Source organism: Planobispora rosea, from assembly GCF_014648175.1.
Taxonomy (GTDB): Bacteria; Actinomycetota; Actinomycetes; order Streptosporangiales; family Streptosporangiaceae; genus Planobispora; species Planobispora rosea.
Map to the genome: position 1 here is coordinate 106,380 of NZ_BMQP01000012.1, position 14,820 is coordinate 121,199.

At 72.6% G+C, this 14,820-nt stretch carries 12 protein-coding genes; 8 read left to right on the forward strand and 4 right to left on the reverse strand.

The window, feature by feature from the left end:
- Positions 1-7 precede the first annotated feature (7 nt).
- Positions 8-580, forward strand: a complete 573-nt coding sequence (locus IEZ08_RS14400; protein WP_084780793.1) for a hypothetical protein — start codon at positions 8-10, stop codon at positions 578-580.
- A complete protein-coding gene (locus tag IEZ08_RS14405) occupies positions 577-2,769 on the forward strand; it encodes a bifunctional polysaccharide deacetylase/glycosyltransferase family 2 protein (RefSeq protein ID WP_229803104.1) in 2,193 nt (730 codons plus the stop codon). The genes IEZ08_RS14400 and IEZ08_RS14405 overlap by 4 nt, the downstream gene beginning before the upstream one ends.
- A gap of 18 nt (positions 2,770-2,787) precedes the next feature.
- On the opposite strand, the gene IEZ08_RS14410 is transcribed toward IEZ08_RS14405, so the two are convergent.
- From IEZ08_RS14410 to IEZ08_RS14420, 3 genes are all read right to left on the reverse strand, one after another.
- Positions 2,788-3,516, reverse strand: a complete 729-nt coding sequence (locus tag IEZ08_RS14410) for an expansin EXLX1 family cellulose-binding protein (RefSeq protein ID WP_068927971.1) — start codon at positions 3,514-3,516, stop codon at positions 2,788-2,790.
- A 148-nt stretch (positions 3,517-3,664) separates the two neighbouring features.
- On the reverse strand, positions 3,665-4,444 hold the full coding sequence (locus IEZ08_RS14415; RefSeq protein ID WP_068927970.1) for an MBL fold metallo-hydrolase: 780 nt from the start codon (positions 4,442-4,444) through the stop codon (positions 3,665-3,667).
- A 174-nt stretch (positions 4,445-4,618) separates the two neighbouring features.
- Positions 4,619-5,623, reverse strand: coding sequence for a GlxA family transcriptional regulator (locus IEZ08_RS14420; RefSeq protein ID WP_068927969.1), 1,005 nt, complete (start codon positions 5,621-5,623; stop codon positions 4,619-4,621).
- Positions 5,624-5,880: 257 nt separating this feature from the next.
- Between IEZ08_RS14420 and IEZ08_RS14425 the strand changes: the two genes are divergently transcribed.
- From IEZ08_RS14425 to IEZ08_RS14450, 6 genes are all read left to right on the forward strand, one after another.
- On the forward strand, positions 5,881-7,722 hold the full coding sequence (locus IEZ08_RS14425) for an ABC transporter ATP-binding protein (RefSeq protein ID WP_068927968.1): 1,842 nt from the start codon (positions 5,881-5,883) through the stop codon (positions 7,720-7,722).
- A gap of 159 nt (positions 7,723-7,881) precedes the next feature.
- Positions 7,882-9,426: an ABC transporter substrate-binding protein gene (locus tag IEZ08_RS14430; RefSeq protein WP_189242296.1), complete on the forward strand. Its 1,545-nt coding sequence runs from the start codon at positions 7,882-7,884 to the stop codon at positions 9,424-9,426.
- Positions 9,423-10,400 carry an ABC transporter permease gene (locus tag IEZ08_RS14435; protein ID WP_229803106.1) on the forward strand — a complete coding sequence of 326 codons (978 nt, stop codon included), beginning with the start codon at positions 9,423-9,425 and terminating at the stop codon, positions 10,398-10,400. Before IEZ08_RS14430 ends, IEZ08_RS14435 begins: the two co-directional genes overlap by 4 nt.
- The gene (locus IEZ08_RS14440) at positions 10,400-11,362 is read left to right on the forward strand and encodes an ABC transporter permease (RefSeq protein WP_084780791.1); all 963 of its coding nucleotides are present in this window, start codon (positions 10,400-10,402) and stop codon (positions 11,360-11,362) included. Before IEZ08_RS14435 ends, IEZ08_RS14440 begins: the two co-directional genes overlap by 1 nt.
- Complete coding sequence (locus tag IEZ08_RS14445) at positions 11,359-12,249, forward strand: ABC transporter ATP-binding protein (protein WP_203863177.1); 891 nt, start codon at positions 11,359-11,361, stop codon at positions 12,247-12,249. The genes IEZ08_RS14440 and IEZ08_RS14445 overlap by 4 nt, the downstream gene beginning before the upstream one ends.
- A complete protein-coding gene (locus IEZ08_RS14450) occupies positions 12,242-12,886 on the forward strand; it encodes an ABC transporter ATP-binding protein (protein WP_068927966.1) in 645 nt (214 codons plus the stop codon). The genes IEZ08_RS14445 and IEZ08_RS14450 overlap by 8 nt, the downstream gene beginning before the upstream one ends.
- Here IEZ08_RS14450 and IEZ08_RS14455 read toward each other — a convergent pair.
- Positions 12,874-14,457, reverse strand: coding sequence for a pectate lyase family protein (locus IEZ08_RS14455; protein WP_189242297.1), 1,584 nt, complete (start codon positions 14,455-14,457; stop codon positions 12,874-12,876). The two genes, IEZ08_RS14450 and IEZ08_RS14455, sit on opposite strands and share 13 nt — an antisense overlap.
- Positions 14,458-14,820 lie beyond the last annotated feature (363 nt).

A 14,820-nucleotide genomic window follows, 5' to 3' on the forward strand; every position in this document is an offset into this window, starting at 1 on the left:
TCCGCACGTGAAGGACAGGTATCCACCCACCGGCGCCGCCGTGTTCGTCGACGGGACCGGCCGCCGCAGGCGGCTTCTGAGAGCGGCGGGGGGCGTCGTCGGCACGCTCGGATTCGCCCTGACGGCGACCGTGGTGGGCGGACTGTTCGCACCGCCCCTGCTCCCGGCGGTCGATCGGCTCGGGAGCGTCCCCACGGGCTCCGCCGTCCACCCCACTCCGGACGCGCCCGCGCGGACGGTCCGGCGCGCGCCCCGTCCCGACGCCTCCGGCACCGCGGAGACGCCCGCCCGGGAACATCCGGCGCCGGCCGTCTCCCACGCCCCGCAGGTCGCGGCCTCCGCGCGGTCCAAGGTGACGACCGCGCCGCCGCGGTCCGCCCGGCGGTCCCCGTCGCCCGGACCGGTCTCCCCCACCGGGTCCGTGCCCCCCTCCCGGGAACCGGTGGAGGAGAGGAACCTGGTCGAACCCGACGGGCCCGCCCCCGACCTCAGCGGGTCACCGGACGGGAGCCCGCCCGACCATGACGGCCCGGACGGCCCGGGGAACCGGGACGACCGGGACACCGGGACGGGAACGTGATCCCGCACGGAGCGCCCGTGCGCGCCGCCGGGAGAAACCGGTCCGCGGCGCGGCGGCGGCGCCGGCCGCAGGCCGACCCGCGAGGGCACTGGGTCCTGGTCGCGGTCGTCATGCTCCTGACGGCGGGAGCGCTGGTGCTCGACGCGTACGTCGCCGGCGCGACGGGTGAGATACCCGCCGCCCCCCACCCGCCACCGGACCGGTCCTCCACCGAGCTCGACCGGGTACGGCGCGGCGGACCCGTGCTCGGCCAGGCCGCCGACGCGCCGGTCGGCGGCGCGTGGGCCGGTGCCCGCCTCCCGGCCCGTACGGTGGCGCTCACCTTCGAGGGCGGCCCGGATCCGCGGTGGACGCCGCAGGTCCTCGCCGTGCTCGCCGAGCACGGCGTCAACGCGACCTTCTTCGCCGTCGGCGCCAGAGTCGCGGAGCACCCCGGGCTGACCCGGCGGATCGTCTCCGAGGGGCACGAGATCGGCAACCACACCTACGCGCACGCCGACCTCACCGCCGTGTCCGACTGGCGGCTCCGGCTGGAGCTGTCACTGACGCAGAAGGCGCTGGCCGCGGCCGCGGGCGTGTACACCCGCCTGGCGCGCCCGCCGTACTCCTCCTCGCCGGCCGCCCTCACCGGAGCCCAGCTGCGGGTGCTGCGGTCCATGAGCGCGGAGGGCTATCTCCTCGCGCTCAGTGATCTGGACGCCGCCGATCCCGCCGACGGGGGAGCCGCACGGACCGCCCGCCTGGTCTCCCCCCGGAGAGGGGCGGTGGTCACGATGCGCGGCTCCGGGGACGAGCCCGGCCGCACGGCGCACGAGGTGGACCGGCTGCTCACCGGGCTCGCCGGGCGCGGGTACCGGGTGACGACCCTCACGGCCGCGCTCGGCGTGCCCGGGGCGCACACTCCGGCCGGGCACACGGACCGCTTCGTCGGCTCCGGGCTGATCCTCGCCCAGCGCGCAGCCGCCGTCTTCGCCGCGGCGATGTCGTGGATCCTGGCCGTCGCCGCGGCGCTCACCCTGCTCCGGCTGGTGGTCTTCCTGCTCCTGGCCCGGGTGCACGTCCGCCGTGCGCGGGTCCGCCGTACGCGGGGTCACGGAAGAGGCGTCCGGTCCACCCCGGCGTGGGCCGGACCGCCCGGGGTCACCGTGATCGTCCCCGCCTACAACGAGGAGGCCGGGATCGGGGCCACCGTGCGCTCGCTGGTGAACACCGGCTATCCCGGAGCGCTGGAGGTCATCGTCGTCGACGACGGTTCCGCCGACGGCACCGCCGCCGTGGTCTCCGCACTCGGCCTGCCGCGGGTACGGCTGATCCGGCGACGCAACGGGGGGAAGGCCGCCGCGCTCAACACCGGTGTCGCGCACGCCTCACACGAGATCGTCGTCATGGTGGACGGTGACACGGTCTTCGAGCCCGCCACCATCGGGAACCTCGTCCGTCCGTTCGCCGACCCGGCCGTGGGCGCGGTCAGCGGCAACACCAAGGTGGGCAACCGGGGCGGTGTGCTCGGGCGCTGGCAGCACATCGAGTACGTCATCGGCTTCAACCTCGACCGCCGGGCCTTCGACCTGCTGACGTGCATGCCGACCGTGCCGGGGGCGATCGGCGCCTTCCGGCGCTCGGCGCTGCGGGCGGTCGGCGGGCTGAGCGGCGACACCCTGGCCGAGGACACCGACCTGAGCATGGCCCTGGGCCGGGGCGGCTGGCGGGTGGTCTACACGGAGGACGCGCTCGCCTGGACCGAGGCGCCGGCCTCGCTCCGGCAGATGTGGCGCCAGCGCTACCGGTGGTGCTACGGCACGTTGCAGGCGATGTGGAAACACCGCCGCGCGATCGTGGAGCCGGGCCCGTTCGGCCGCCGCTGCCTGGGCTACCTGGCCCTCTTCCACGTGGCGCTGCCGCTGCTCGCGCCGGTCGTGGACATCATGGCCGTCTACGGCGCGGTGACGGGCGACCCGCTGCCGGCGGTGGCCGTCTGGGCGGGATTCGGGCTGCTGCAGGCGCTCGGCGGCTGGTACGCGCTGCGGCTGGACCGCGAACCGGCCTCCGTGCTGTGGGCGCTGCCGCTGCAGCAGCTGTTCTACCGGCAGCTGATGTACCTGGTGGTCATCCAGTCGGTGGCGACCGCCCTCCTCGGAGCGCGCCTGCCCTGGCAGACGATCCGCCGGCAGGGCGTCTTCGCCACCTGAGGGCGCCGCCGGCCCGGGTCAGTACATCTTCGCGGTGGTGCGCTGGACGACGCCGGGGGCAAGGCGGACGCGCTCGGCCGTGACCCGGTGGCCGCGGGTGTCGGTGACCCGTACGGCGAAGGGGCCCCGGCCCAGGCCGGACCCGGCGATCCAGTAGTTGTAGTCGGCCCGGACCAGCTTGCGCCACACGCCGCCGGCGGCCTTCACCTCGACCGAGGAGAGCGGGTTGCCGTGGTCGACGACCAGCAGGGCCAGCCACCACTGCGAGGAGCCCTCCTTGACGCGGAAGGAGAGCGGCTTGCCGATCCGCGGGTCGCGGGCCGGGCGGTAGGTGACCCCCACCACGCCCTTGCCGGGGTCCGCGATGCGGACGAAGGCCCTGCGGCTCAGGTCGATGTGCCCCGCCGGGCACTCCGGGCACTGGTCGACGACCTTGACCCGGACGGTTCCCTTCGGCCCGGTGACGTTCAGGTAGCCGCCGCAGGCGGCCGCGGCGGCGTACTCGCCGGGGGAGAGCGCGACATAGAGGTCACCGGCCGGGGGCGACGGATAGGAGCAGTTACCTGCACCGGGCCGCAGCTCGTAGAACGTCGCCTTCCCCCTGACCGCTTTCTCCCCGGCCGGCTTCACCGCCCCGCGGGTGGCCGCGGCGCTCTCCCCGCTCCGGGCGGGCTGCGCCGAGGCCTGGGCGGGCAGGAGCAGGCTCGTGGCGAGCGTGGCTGCGAGAACGGGGGGCAGGCGTCGCATCCGGGGGTCCTCTCGTACGGAACGCATGAGACGGTAGCGAAACCGGCCTGTCTCAGTGTGAAAAAGCACGAAATGTCAAGATGCGCCATCTGTGGCCGTCCGGGGGAACCGCGGTTCGGCCGCCGGGAGAACCGCGGCTCGCGCCGCCCTACGCGGTGGGGCCGCTGGGGCCGGCGGGGTCGAGGACCTCGGGGACACCGGGGGTGAGCCAGTGGAGGCGGTCGGCGAGCCCCGCGGCGGTGAAGCACGCGGTGACCTGCTCGCGGTCCTCGGTGAAGTGCTCCCAGGAGGTGTAGTGGATCGGGCAGACCCTGCGGGCCCGCAGTGAGCGGGTGAGCGCCGCGCCCTGCGCGCCGTCCATGCAGATCAGCTCGCCGCCGCCGAAGTTCTGGATGCGCGGGGCCCCCAGGTGCAGCAGGGCGGTGCCGACGGTGAACCGGCGGCCGATCTCGTCGAGCTCGTCGAAGTAGACGGTGTCCCCGGAGATGTAGAGGGCCTCCTCCTCCCCGGGCTCCTCGACGACGAAACCGGTGACGTCCCCGAAGGGGCCGTGCACGCCGGGGGTGCCGGTGATCCGCAGCGTCGTGCCGCCGACGGTCAGCTCGTGGGTGGTCCACGGCTCCAGGCCGACGGCACCGCCGCCGAGGCGTCCGGCGCCGCTGACGGTGGTCAGCACCGGACGCCCGTCGAGCAGCGTGCGGCCGATCGTGTCCAGGTTGTCGTAGTGCTCGTCGTGGCTGAGCAGGACGGCGTCGACCGGCGGCAGGTCGCCGGCCTCGATCGCCGGGCCCGCGGTGCTGCGCAGCACGACGGGGCCGTAGTCGTACTCGGCCGGAGCGGGGTCGAAGACGGGGTCGGTGAGCAGGCGCAGCCCGCCGATCTCCAGCAGGACGGTCGCGGTGCCGATGTGCGTGGCAGTGATCTTCATGTCGTCTCTTTCCGATGGTGTGCGCGCCTTTGCGGGGCACGCGGGATCGACCGGTGCCGCGGGTGCGGCCCCGGGTGTCAGGAGGGGGTACGGCCGGGGCGGCGCGCCTGTGGATCGATCGGCGTGCCTGTGGATCGATCGGTGCGCCGGCGAGCCGGCCGGTGCGCCCGTGGGTCAGCCGGAGGCGGTGGCGCGGAATCTGCGGCGGTACTCGCCCGGTGTGGTGCCCAGCCGCTCACGGAAGACCCGGTGCAGCGTCTCCACCGAACGGAATCCGCACGCCCTGGCGATGTCGGACGGCGGCCGGCCGGTGCGCTCCAGCATCCGGCGCGCGGCCTCCAGCCGCATGCTCTCGACGAAGGCGCCCGGCGTGCTGCCGGTCTCGGCGTGGAAGACCCGGGCGAAGTGCCGCTCGCTCATCACCATCCGCGCCGCCAGCGCGGGCACCGACAGGTCGGCGTCCAGGTGCTCGCCGATCCACAGCCGCAGGCCGCGGATGTCCTCGCGGTCGCCGGGGCGCTGTGCCAGCGGCACGCTGAACTGGCTCTGCCCGCCCGGCCGCTGCAGGTACATGACCATCGCGCGGGCGACGTCGAGGGCGACCTGGTCGCCGTGGTCCTCGGCGACCAGGGCCAGGGCGAGATCCATCGAGGAGGTGATTCCGGCGCTGGTCCACATCCGGCCCGAGCGGACGAAGATGGGATCGGACTCGACCTCGATCTCGGGGTGGTCGGCGGCGAGCCGTTCGACGGTCGCCCAGTGGGTGGTGGCGCGGTGCCCGTCCAGCAGTCCGGCGGCCGCGGTGATGTGCGCGCCCGCGCACACCGACGCCACCCGGCCCGCCCGGGGTCCCGCCTCGCGCAGCCACGCCACCACGCCCGGGTCGATCTGCGGGACCGGCCCTCCCGGGCCGATCAGCATCCGGCCCGGCACCAGCAGGGTGTCGACGGCCTGAGGCTGCTCGGCGAACACCTCCTCCACGCAGATCCGCACTCCCGAGAAGGTCGGTACCGGGCCGCGCCGTTCACCGGCCAGCCGCACCTCGTAACCGGCACGCCGGTTGCCCAGGAACTGGCCGGCCATCGCGAAGACCTCGGCCGGGCCGGTCACGTCCAACGTGTCGACTCCCGGGAACATCGCGATCACGACGACGTGGGGAAGGGCGGGGCGGGCGCTCATGCCCTCAACTATCGGGCGGCCGGAGGCTGTCTGCAATGACGGGTTATTGCAACATCCTGCCATGATGGCGGGACGGCGCCGTCTCGTCCGGGGCACCGGGCGTCGGCCGGGGAACACCCTCCGGCGTGCGGGTTCCGGGTCCTCGCGCGGGTGGCCGGGCACCGTGACCACCGATCGGAGCGGCCGGAAAACCGTTCGCTCCCCCGTGACACGCTGCGGCAGCATGGTCACGGAGGCATCGGTACTCGGGAGGGCGGATGACTGCGCTCGGATCACCCGGAGAGTCCGGAGCCGGTCCGTCCGCGCGGAAATCGGCGGTCCTGCTGGCGCTGCGCTACTACTGCGGTGAGCTGAGACGCCAGTGGCCAGTCGCGGTGCCCGCGCTGACACTGCCGGCGATGGGGAACATCTGCCTGTTCTATCTGGCGCCGCTGGCGGTGGCCGGGCTCGTGGGGCATCTGGCGGCCGGCGGGGCCGGCTCCCTCGACGCGCTCCTGCCGTACGTGCTCGGGTTCGGCGCGTTGCTGCTGGCGGGTGAGGTGCTGTGGCGGGTGGGGCTGCACTTCCTGAACCGCACCGACGCCCGCGGCATCGAGCGGCTCGGCGTGATGGGCATGGACGAGCTGCTCTCGAAGGACACCGCGTTCTTCCACGACAACTTCGCGGGATCGCTGACCAAACGGGTGCTGGGGTTCTCCGCCAACTTCGAGGACTTCGCCGACACGCTCACGTTCCAGATCGTGGCCAAGCTGGTGCCGCTGGCCTTCGCCTCGGTGGTGCTGTGGCGGTATCACCCGCTGCTGGTCGTCGTCCTCCTGAGCCTCATCGTCGTCACCGGCTTCCTCGTCGCCCCGCTCATCCGCCGCCGCCAGGTGCTGGTGAACGAACGCGAGGCCGCCAAGGTGCGGGTGTCGGGCCACGTCGCCGATGTGCTGGCCAACATGGAGACGGTCCGCGCGTTCGCCGCCGAGGAGCGCGAGGCCGCCGAACACCGGGCCAGGGTCGCCGAGCAGTACAGGTTGTCCCTGCGTTCCTGGGACTACGGCAATCTCCGGGTGGACACCGTCGTCGCCCCGCTCGCGGTGCTCACCAGCTCCGTGGGCCTGCTCCTGGCCGTGGCGCTCCGCGGCGGCCTCGGCGTGGAGGCCATCGTGGTGACGTTCACCTACTACACGAACACGACCAGCATCATGTTCGAGTTCAACCAGATATACCGGCGGATGGAGAGCGTGCTCACCGAGGCGGCCCAGTTCACCGAGCTGCTCCTGGTGCCGCCGGCCGTGGTGGACCCGGCCGACCCGCAGCCGCTGCGCCCGGCCGACGCGAGCGTCCGCTTCGAGCGGGTGAGGTTCGCGTACGGCGACGGCCCGCCCCTGTTCGAGGACCTGGACCTGGAGATCCCCGACGGCGCCAAGATCGGGCTGGTCGGCCGGTCCGGCGGAGGCAAGAGCACCTTCACCCGGCTGCTGCTGCGCCTCATGGACATCGACGGAGGCCGGATCCTGATAGGCGGCCAGGACATCGCCCGGCTGCGCCAGGCCGACCTGCGCAGCCTGATCGCCTACGTCCCCCAGGAACCCGCCATGTTCCACCGGTCCGTGCGCGACAACATCGCGTTCGCCCGGCCGGGCGCCACCGAGGCGGAGATCCTCCGGGCCGCGCGGGCGGCGCATGTCACCGACTTCGTCGAGGCGCTGCCGGACGGGTTCGACACCCTGATCGGCGAGCGGGGCGTCAAGCTCTCCGGCGGCCAGCGGCAACGCGTCGCCCTCGCGCGGGCCATCCTGCGGGACGCCCCGATCCTGCTGCTGGACGAGGCGACCAGCGCCCTGGACTCCGAGAGCGAGATCCTCGTCCAGGAGGCCCTGTGGCGCCTGATGCAGGGCCGTACCACGCTCGTCATCGCGCACCGCCTGAGCACCGTGGTCCGCATGGACCGGCTCGTCGTGCTCAACCGGGGACGCATCGTGGAGCAGGGCAGCCACAACGAGCTGCTCCAGGCCCAGGGCCCCTACGCCCGGCTCTGGCACCACCAGTCCGGAGGCTTCCTGCTGGACGACGACACCGCATCCGCCGACGGTTCCGTCGCCGCGCGCTGAGGGAACCCGCCTGTGGTTCCGCCGGCGCGGGCGGGCGCAGGTCGAGGAAGCAGGCGCAGGCCGAGGAGGAGGGAATGACGCCGGGATGCCAGCCGATGCGTGCCTCTATTATTTGCGACTTATTTGCAATAGCAAGTCCTAGGCTCTACGGTCGCCAGCATGAGGCGCAGATTCGTACTGATCGGGGCAGTCGCCTTCGCGCTGGCCGGATGCTCGGCCCCCTCGCAGTCCGCGGCCCCCCGCGGGGCGCAGGACACGGTGGTGCTGGGGCTGGGGTCGGAACCGGACTCGCTCAGCCCGGTGCTCGGCTACACCCCGGACGGCGGTTCGCTGATCTTCGACGGGCTGGTCCGCCGGACACCGGACCTGAAGCTGGAGCCCGCGCTGGCCGAGGCGCTGCCCGAGGCGTCGGGCACCACGGTGACGTTCACGCTGCGCCAAGGGGTCACCTTCCACGACGGCAGGCCGCTGACCGGCGCCGACGTGGCCTACACCTACAACGAGGTGCTCGACCCGGCCAACAACTCGCCGATCCAGGGTGACTACGCGGCCATCGAGCGAGTCGAGGCGCCGGACGCGCGGACGGTGGTCTTCCGCCTGAAGTACGCCTACGCGCCGATCCTGCAACGGGCCACGCTCGGCATCGTTCCCGACAAGTCCGATCCGAAGGCCGACCCGGTCGGCACCGGCCCGTTCACCTTCGTCTCCTGGACGAAGGGAGACAAGATCACTCTCAGGGCCAACGAGCGTTACTGGGGCGGCGCTCCGGCTGTGAAGAACCTGGTGCTCGCCTACACCGCCGACGACAACGCCCGCGCGACGCGGATGGCCGCCGGGGAGTTCACCGCGACCGAGCTGCCGCCCAAGGCGGTCACCCGGTTCAGGAACCAGCCCGGCCTGACCGTGTACGAGGCGCCGAGCGCGGACTACCGCGGCGTCATGTTCCCGCTGGATCAGCCGGTCACCGGCGACCTGGCGATCCGTAGGGCGCTCAACCTGGCCCTCGACCGGGAGGCGATGGTGTCGGTGATCCTGGCGGGTGCCGGGCAGGCGGCGTTCGGGCCGATCCCGCCGGGCACCGACTGGCACAACCCGGCCGTCCGGGGGTCGGCGGCGCCGGACCGGGCCGGGGCCGTACAGGTGCTGGAGGAGGCCGGGTGGAAGGCGGGCGCCGACGGCGTCCGGGTCAAGGACGGCATGACCGCGGCGTTCACGCTGATGTATCCGGCGGGCGACTCGCTGCGCAAGGAGCTGGCGCTGGCCGTGGCCTCCGACGCCAAGAAGATCGGCATCGACGTGCGGCTGGCCGGGCTGGACTGGGACGCGATCGAGCCGCGCATGGCGGAGGACGCGTTGATCATGGGCTGGGGCACCCCGTTCGACCCCGACTACATCAACTACGAGCTCTTCCACTCCTCCTTCGCGGGCAAGGGCTTCTTCAACCCGGGCCGCTACGACAACCCCGAGGTGGACGAGCTGCTGGAGCAGGGACGGCGGAGCACCGACCCGGCGGTGCGCAAGAAGGCCTACGACGAGGTGCAGCGGCGCATCCACGACGACGCGGTCTGGTTGTACCTGGTCTACCTCAAGCACACCTACGTCGTACGCGGTGACTGGAGCGGCCTGACCGTGGGCGTGGAGCCGCACGCCCACGCCACCGGCGGCCTGCTGGGCACGGTGGTCGGCTGGAGGCCCGCCTCGTGACCTGGGTGCGGATCGTCGCCTGGCGGGCGGCGATGGCGGTGCCCCTGCTGCTGGCGGTGACGTTCGCGATGTTCGCCCTGGCCAAGGCGTCACCGTTCGATCCGGTACGGCAGTACCTGGGCGACCGGGCGATGACCACCAGCCCGGAGATCGCGGCGCAGATCCGCGCCAACTGGGGACTGGACCGGCCGCTGGTCGAGCAGTACGCCACCTGGCTGGGCAATCTGGTCACCGGCGACCTGGGGGAGTCGCGGTCGCTGCGGCTGCCGGTCACCCAGGTGATCGGTGAGCGGCTCGGCTGGACCCTGCTGGTGGTGGGCTGCGCGCTGGTGCTGATGCTGGTGGTCGGCCTGGTGGCCGGCACGCTGGCGGCCTGGCGCCGGGACTCGTGGCTGGACCGCCTGGTCACCGGTACGGCGTTCGCCAACGAGGCCGCGCCGGTCTTCTGGGTCGGGCTGCTGGTGATCTGGGTGTTCGCGGTCAAGCTGGGCTGGCTGCCCGCGGGCGGGCTGACCGACGCCGCCTCGGCCACGGTGACGCTGCCCGACCTGCTGCACCACCTGGTGCTGCCGGTGGCGGTCCTGGCGTTCTCGCAGTCGTCGTGGTTGCTGCTGTTCGTCCGCGAGTCGGTCATCGGTGTGCTGCGGGAGGACTTCATCCTCGGGGCGCGGGCCAGGGGCCTGCGTTCCCGGACCGTTCTGGTACGGCACGCGCTGCGCTCGGCGCTGCTGCCGTTCATCACGATCATGGGGGCGCGGGTGCCCGAACTGGTGACGGGGGCGATCCTGGTGGAGGCGGTGTTCTCCTGGCCCGGGGTCGCGGGAACGACGATCAAGGCGGCGCTGGCCGTGGACTTCCCGCTGCTCGCGGCGCTCACCCTGCTGGCGACCGTCGCGGTGGTGCTCGGCAACCTGCTGGCCGATCTGGCCTACACCGTGGCCGACCCCCGGGTGCGCGTGCTGGGGGTGAGCTGATGGCCGCACCGGAGACGCCGAAGACACCGAAGCCGACGGAGGCGACCGAGACGACGGGGACAGCCGGGACGCCGGAGACGCCGGAGACGCCGGAGACGCGGTGGCAGGCGCGGGCGGAGGTATCCGGCCGGGCCGCGGGACGGCCCGCCCGCCGCCGCCTGCTGGCCCTGGGCACCCTCGCCGTGCTGGTCACGGCCGTGCTGCTGGTGCCGCTGTTCGCCCAGCTCGACCAGCAGCTCGTGGACCTGCGCTCGGCCGGGCGGCCGCCGTCGTGGGCGCATCCGTTCGGCACCGACGAGGTCGGCCGTGACGTGCTGCTGCGCTCGATCTACGGCCTGCGGGTCTCGCTCCTGGTCGGGCTGACCGCGGCGCTGGTCAGCGTGGTGATCGGCGGGCTGGTGGGGCTGCTGGCGGGTGCGGCCGGAGGGGTCGTCGACAGGCTGCTGATGCGGATCGTGGACGGCTTCAACTCGCTGCCGCACCTGTTGTTCGGCATCTTCATCGTGGCACTGTTCGCGCCCAGCGCGACCGCGGTGGTCGTGTCGGTGGCCGTCACGCACTGGACGACGGCCGCCCGGATCGTCCGCTCCGAGGTGCTGTCGCTGCGCGGACGCCCCTTCGTGGACGCCGCGATCTCCGGCGGTTCGTCGAGGGCACGCATCGTTCACCGTCATTTCCTGCCGAACCTCGCGCCGCACCTGCTGCTGGCCACCGTACTGATGGTCCCGCACGCGATCTGGCACGAGACTGCCCTCAGCTTCCTCGGCCTGGGCCTGCCCGCCCACCTCGCCTCGCTCGGCAACATGATCAATGACGGGCAGCGCTCCCTGCTGGCGGGAGACTGGTGGTCCAGCCTCTTCCCCGGCCTGCTGATCCTGCTGCCCACCCTGGCGATCTCCGCGCTCGCCCAGCACCTGCGCGACCGGAGCAACCCGCGCCACCGATCGGAGCTGACCCTGTGAAGCTGCGTGTCGACGGCCTGTCGGTCCGTTTCCGGCTGCCCGGCGCGGTCGTGCAGGCCGTCACCGACGCCCGGTTCGAGCTGCGCGAGGGCCGCTGCCTGGCGCTGGTCGGTGAGTCCGGCTGCGGCAAGTCGGTCATGGCCCACGCCCTGCTCGGCCTGCTGCCCGCCAACGCCACCGTGACCGGTCACGCCTGGCTGGACTCCCTGGACCTGATCACCGCCGGTGAGCGGACGCTGGCCCGCGAGGTGCGCGGCCGCCGCATCGGCCTGGTCCCGCAGAGCCCCGCGGCCCATCTCACCCCGGTCCGCACGGCACGCGCCCAGCTGGCCGAGGCGCTGCGCGAGCTCGACCGGCCCGAGACCCCCGACGAGCTGGCCCGGCGGGCCGGTCTGCGCCCCGGCGACCTCGACCGCTACCCGCACCAGTTGTCCGGCGGCATGGCCCAGCGCGTCGCCAACGCCCTGGCCCTAGCCGGGGACCCGCCGCTGATCCTCGCCGACGAGCCCACCACCGGCCTGGACCGCCCGCTCGTCGAGGCGACCATGGCCGAGCTGCGCCGCCTGTGCGACGAGGGCAGGGCGGTCCTGCTCATCACCCACGACCTGCGCGCCGCCGAACGGGTCGCCGACGACGTCGCGGTCATGTACGCCAGCCGCGTCGTCGAGATCGCCGAGGCCCGGACCTTCTTCACCGCCCCCCGCCACCCGTACGCCGCCGGGTTGCTGGACGCCCTGCCCACACGCGGCTTCACCCCGATCCCCGGCCGGCCGCCCGAGCTCACCCGCCTGCCCGCGGGCTGCGCCTTCCAGCCACGCTGTTCACGCGCCACCGCCCTCTGCGACGAGCAGCCCGTCCTGAACGGAGTGGCCTGCCACCATGCTTGAAGCCGCCGACATCACCGTCACCTTCGGCCGTCACCGGGTCCTCGACCGGGCGGCCATCACCGTCCGCCCCGGCGAGGTCGTGGGGCTGGCCGGGCCGAGCGGGTGCGGCAAGTCCACCCTGACCCGGGTCCTCGCCCTGCTCCTGCGCCCCTCCGGCGGCCGGGTGGTCCTCGACGGGCAGCCGGTCCACCGCTGGCGGCACCGCGCGCCCCGGCGGACCGCCATCGGCCTGGTCTTCCAGCAGCCCCGCCTGGCCGTGGACCCCCGCTTCACCCTGATCGAGGTCATCGCCGAACCGCTGCGCGCCAACCGCCGTCCCCTGGCCCGCGCCCATGAGCTGGCCGAGGAGCTGGGCCTCACCCCCGAGCTGCACTCCCGGCGCCCCCACGAGGTCTCCGACGGCCAGCTCCAGCGCGCGTGCGTGGCCCGCGCGCTCGCGCTCGAACCCCGCTACCTGATCTGCGACGAGATGACGACCATGCTGGACGCCTCCACCCAGGCGCACCTGGTGGCCAGGATCGAGGCCTACCGCGCGCGTACCGGCGCCGGAGTCCTCGCCGTCAGCCACGACCTCGAACTCCTGGAGCGCTGGTCGGGCGGGAACGTGCGCGAGCTCGCGCACCGCTATCCGGCGTAGGTCTCGTACTCGGCGATCTTGGGCGTGCCGGTCGAGCCGGTGATCTCGAAGGTGAGCTTGCGCAGCGAGGTCCGGGGGAAGGTGATGACGCCCGCACCGCTGCCGGAGGTCAGGACGGCGCCGGTGTCGCCGTTGACGACCCGCCAGGTCTTGATGCTGCCCGCGGAGCCCGGCGCCTCACGGACGTTGATCTTGGAAACCGCGGTGGCGGAGCCCCACTTGATCGAGATGGAGCCGGTCGAGCCGGCCGGCGACCAGTACGTGCTCATGTCGCCGTCCCGCACGTTGCCGTAGCTCGTCCCGCCGGCCTTGCTGGAACCGTCGGAGCCGGCGCCGATGCTGAGGTTGGTCCCGCTGGGCTGGGTCGAGGTCGGCGTGGCGGTGGGGGTGACGGTCGGCGTGACGGTGGGGGTGACGGTCGGCTTCGACGTGGGCGTCACGGTCGGCGTCGGTGTCGGCGTCTGCGCCGAGCAGCTGCCGTTCGACACCTTCAGTCCCTTGTTGGCGCCCGCCGTCTGCGTCACGATGCCCGGCACGCAGCTGGCCGCGTCGAGGCTGTAGGGGTACGGGATGGTGACGGTGGTGTTGGACTGCGGGTTGGGGCCGGCGGGCTTGTTGTCGGTCCCGGGGCTGGACCAGGTCACGTTGTCGAAGATGTTGCCGCTGACCTGCCAGTAACCGGCCGCGTCGGTGTAGAAGGTGCCCAGGACGTCCTTGGAGTTCTTGAAGTAGTTGTTGTCCACCTTGGCGCGTGCCCCGGCCCGGGAGTTGATGCCGGACTCGTTGAGGCTCACGTAGTAATTGTTGTAGATGTGGGCGACGCCGCCACGCAGCAGGGGCGTACGGGAGTCGATGTTCTCGTACAGGTTGTGGTGGTAGGTGATGAAGCCGTTGGAGAGGTCGCTCTCACTGGACCCGACGAGGCCGCCGCGGCCGGAGTTGCGCAGGACGCTGTAGGACAGGGTCACGTACTGGGTGTTGCCCTTCATGTCGAAGAGGCCGTCGAAGCCCTCCGACTCCCCGCCTGACGCCTCCAGGGTGGTGTGGTCGACCCAGACGTTGCGGACCGTGCCCTCCATGCCGATGGCGTCGCCGCCGTTGGACGTGGGCGAGCCCGACTTCTTGACGTTCCGGACGGTCACGTTCTGGATGATGATGTTGCTGGAGTCGCGGATGTGGATGCCCAGCTGGTCGAAGACGGCTCCGCTGCCGACGCCGACGATCGTGACGTTGCTGATCTGCTTGAGCTCGATCAGGCCGGCGGCGGTGCTGCAGCTGTCGCCCGAGACCTTGCCGGTGTTGCCGTGGTTGATGGTCCCCTCGACCTCGATGATGATCGGGGTGCTGCTGCTGGCCCGGTTGCACAGGGCCGCGTGGATCGCGGTTCCCGTGGTGGCCCGTACCGTCTGCCCGCCCGCGCCGCCGGTGGTCCCGCCGTTCTGGGTCGCGTAGCCGGTGGCGCCGGCGGCTGCCGCCGACGCCGCGGGCATCGACAGAACCACACCGGTCGCGGTCGCGATGGCCGTCGTGGCCAGCGCCGCACAGAGCCGCGGTGCGACTGATCGTCTCATTCTCGTGTTCCCTTTCAGCTTCGAACGCCGGGTACTGCTACGTGTCGTGGTCGTCTCGGCGGGCCGTCGAGGCCGCCGGTCTGTCGCCGGGCAGGCCCGCGGCCCGGCCCGGAGGCGGGTGGTCTTCTCGGTGTGGATCGGTTCGGGGGTTCCGCTGCGGTCCGGGTCACGGGGAGCCGTCGCCGTTCACGTCGTGAGGGTGGCGCGATGGTCGCCTCCACCGGAAGAATCCTGATAAGTTAGGAAAGCGCTTTCCATCCGGGAGGATAGGGTGGCGTCTGTCGGGTTGACAAGACTGTCGTTGCCGAAAATTCATCTGCCCAGGTCAGTGGCGTGCTCGTACGCCCAAGGGAATAAGGGCTG

Coding starts and splice junctions, on each gene's coding strand:
- IEZ08_RS14440 (WP_084780791.1), top strand. CDS start 10,400: ATGGCCGCACCGGAGACGCCGAAGACACCGAAGCCGACGGAGGCGACC.
- IEZ08_RS14455 (WP_189242297.1), bottom strand. CDS start 14,457: ATGAGACGATCAGTCGCACCGCGGCTCTGTGCGGCGCTGGCCACGACG.
- IEZ08_RS14415 (WP_068927970.1), bottom strand. CDS start 4,444: ATGAAGATCACTGCCACGCACATCGGCACCGCGACCGTCCTGCTGGAG.
- IEZ08_RS14450 (WP_068927966.1), top strand. CDS start 12,242: ATGCTTGAAGCCGCCGACATCACCGTCACCTTCGGCCGTCACCGGGTC.
- IEZ08_RS14410 (WP_068927971.1), bottom strand. CDS start 3,516: ATGCGACGCCTGCCCCCCGTTCTCGCAGCCACGCTCGCCACGAGCCTG.
- IEZ08_RS14430 (WP_189242296.1), top strand. CDS start 7,882: ATGAGGCGCAGATTCGTACTGATCGGGGCAGTCGCCTTCGCGCTGGCC.
- IEZ08_RS14420 (WP_068927969.1), bottom strand. CDS start 5,623: ATGAGCGCCCGCCCCGCCCTTCCCCACGTCGTCGTGATCGCGATGTTC.
- IEZ08_RS14425 (WP_068927968.1), top strand. CDS start 5,881: ATGACTGCGCTCGGATCACCCGGAGAGTCCGGAGCCGGTCCGTCCGCG.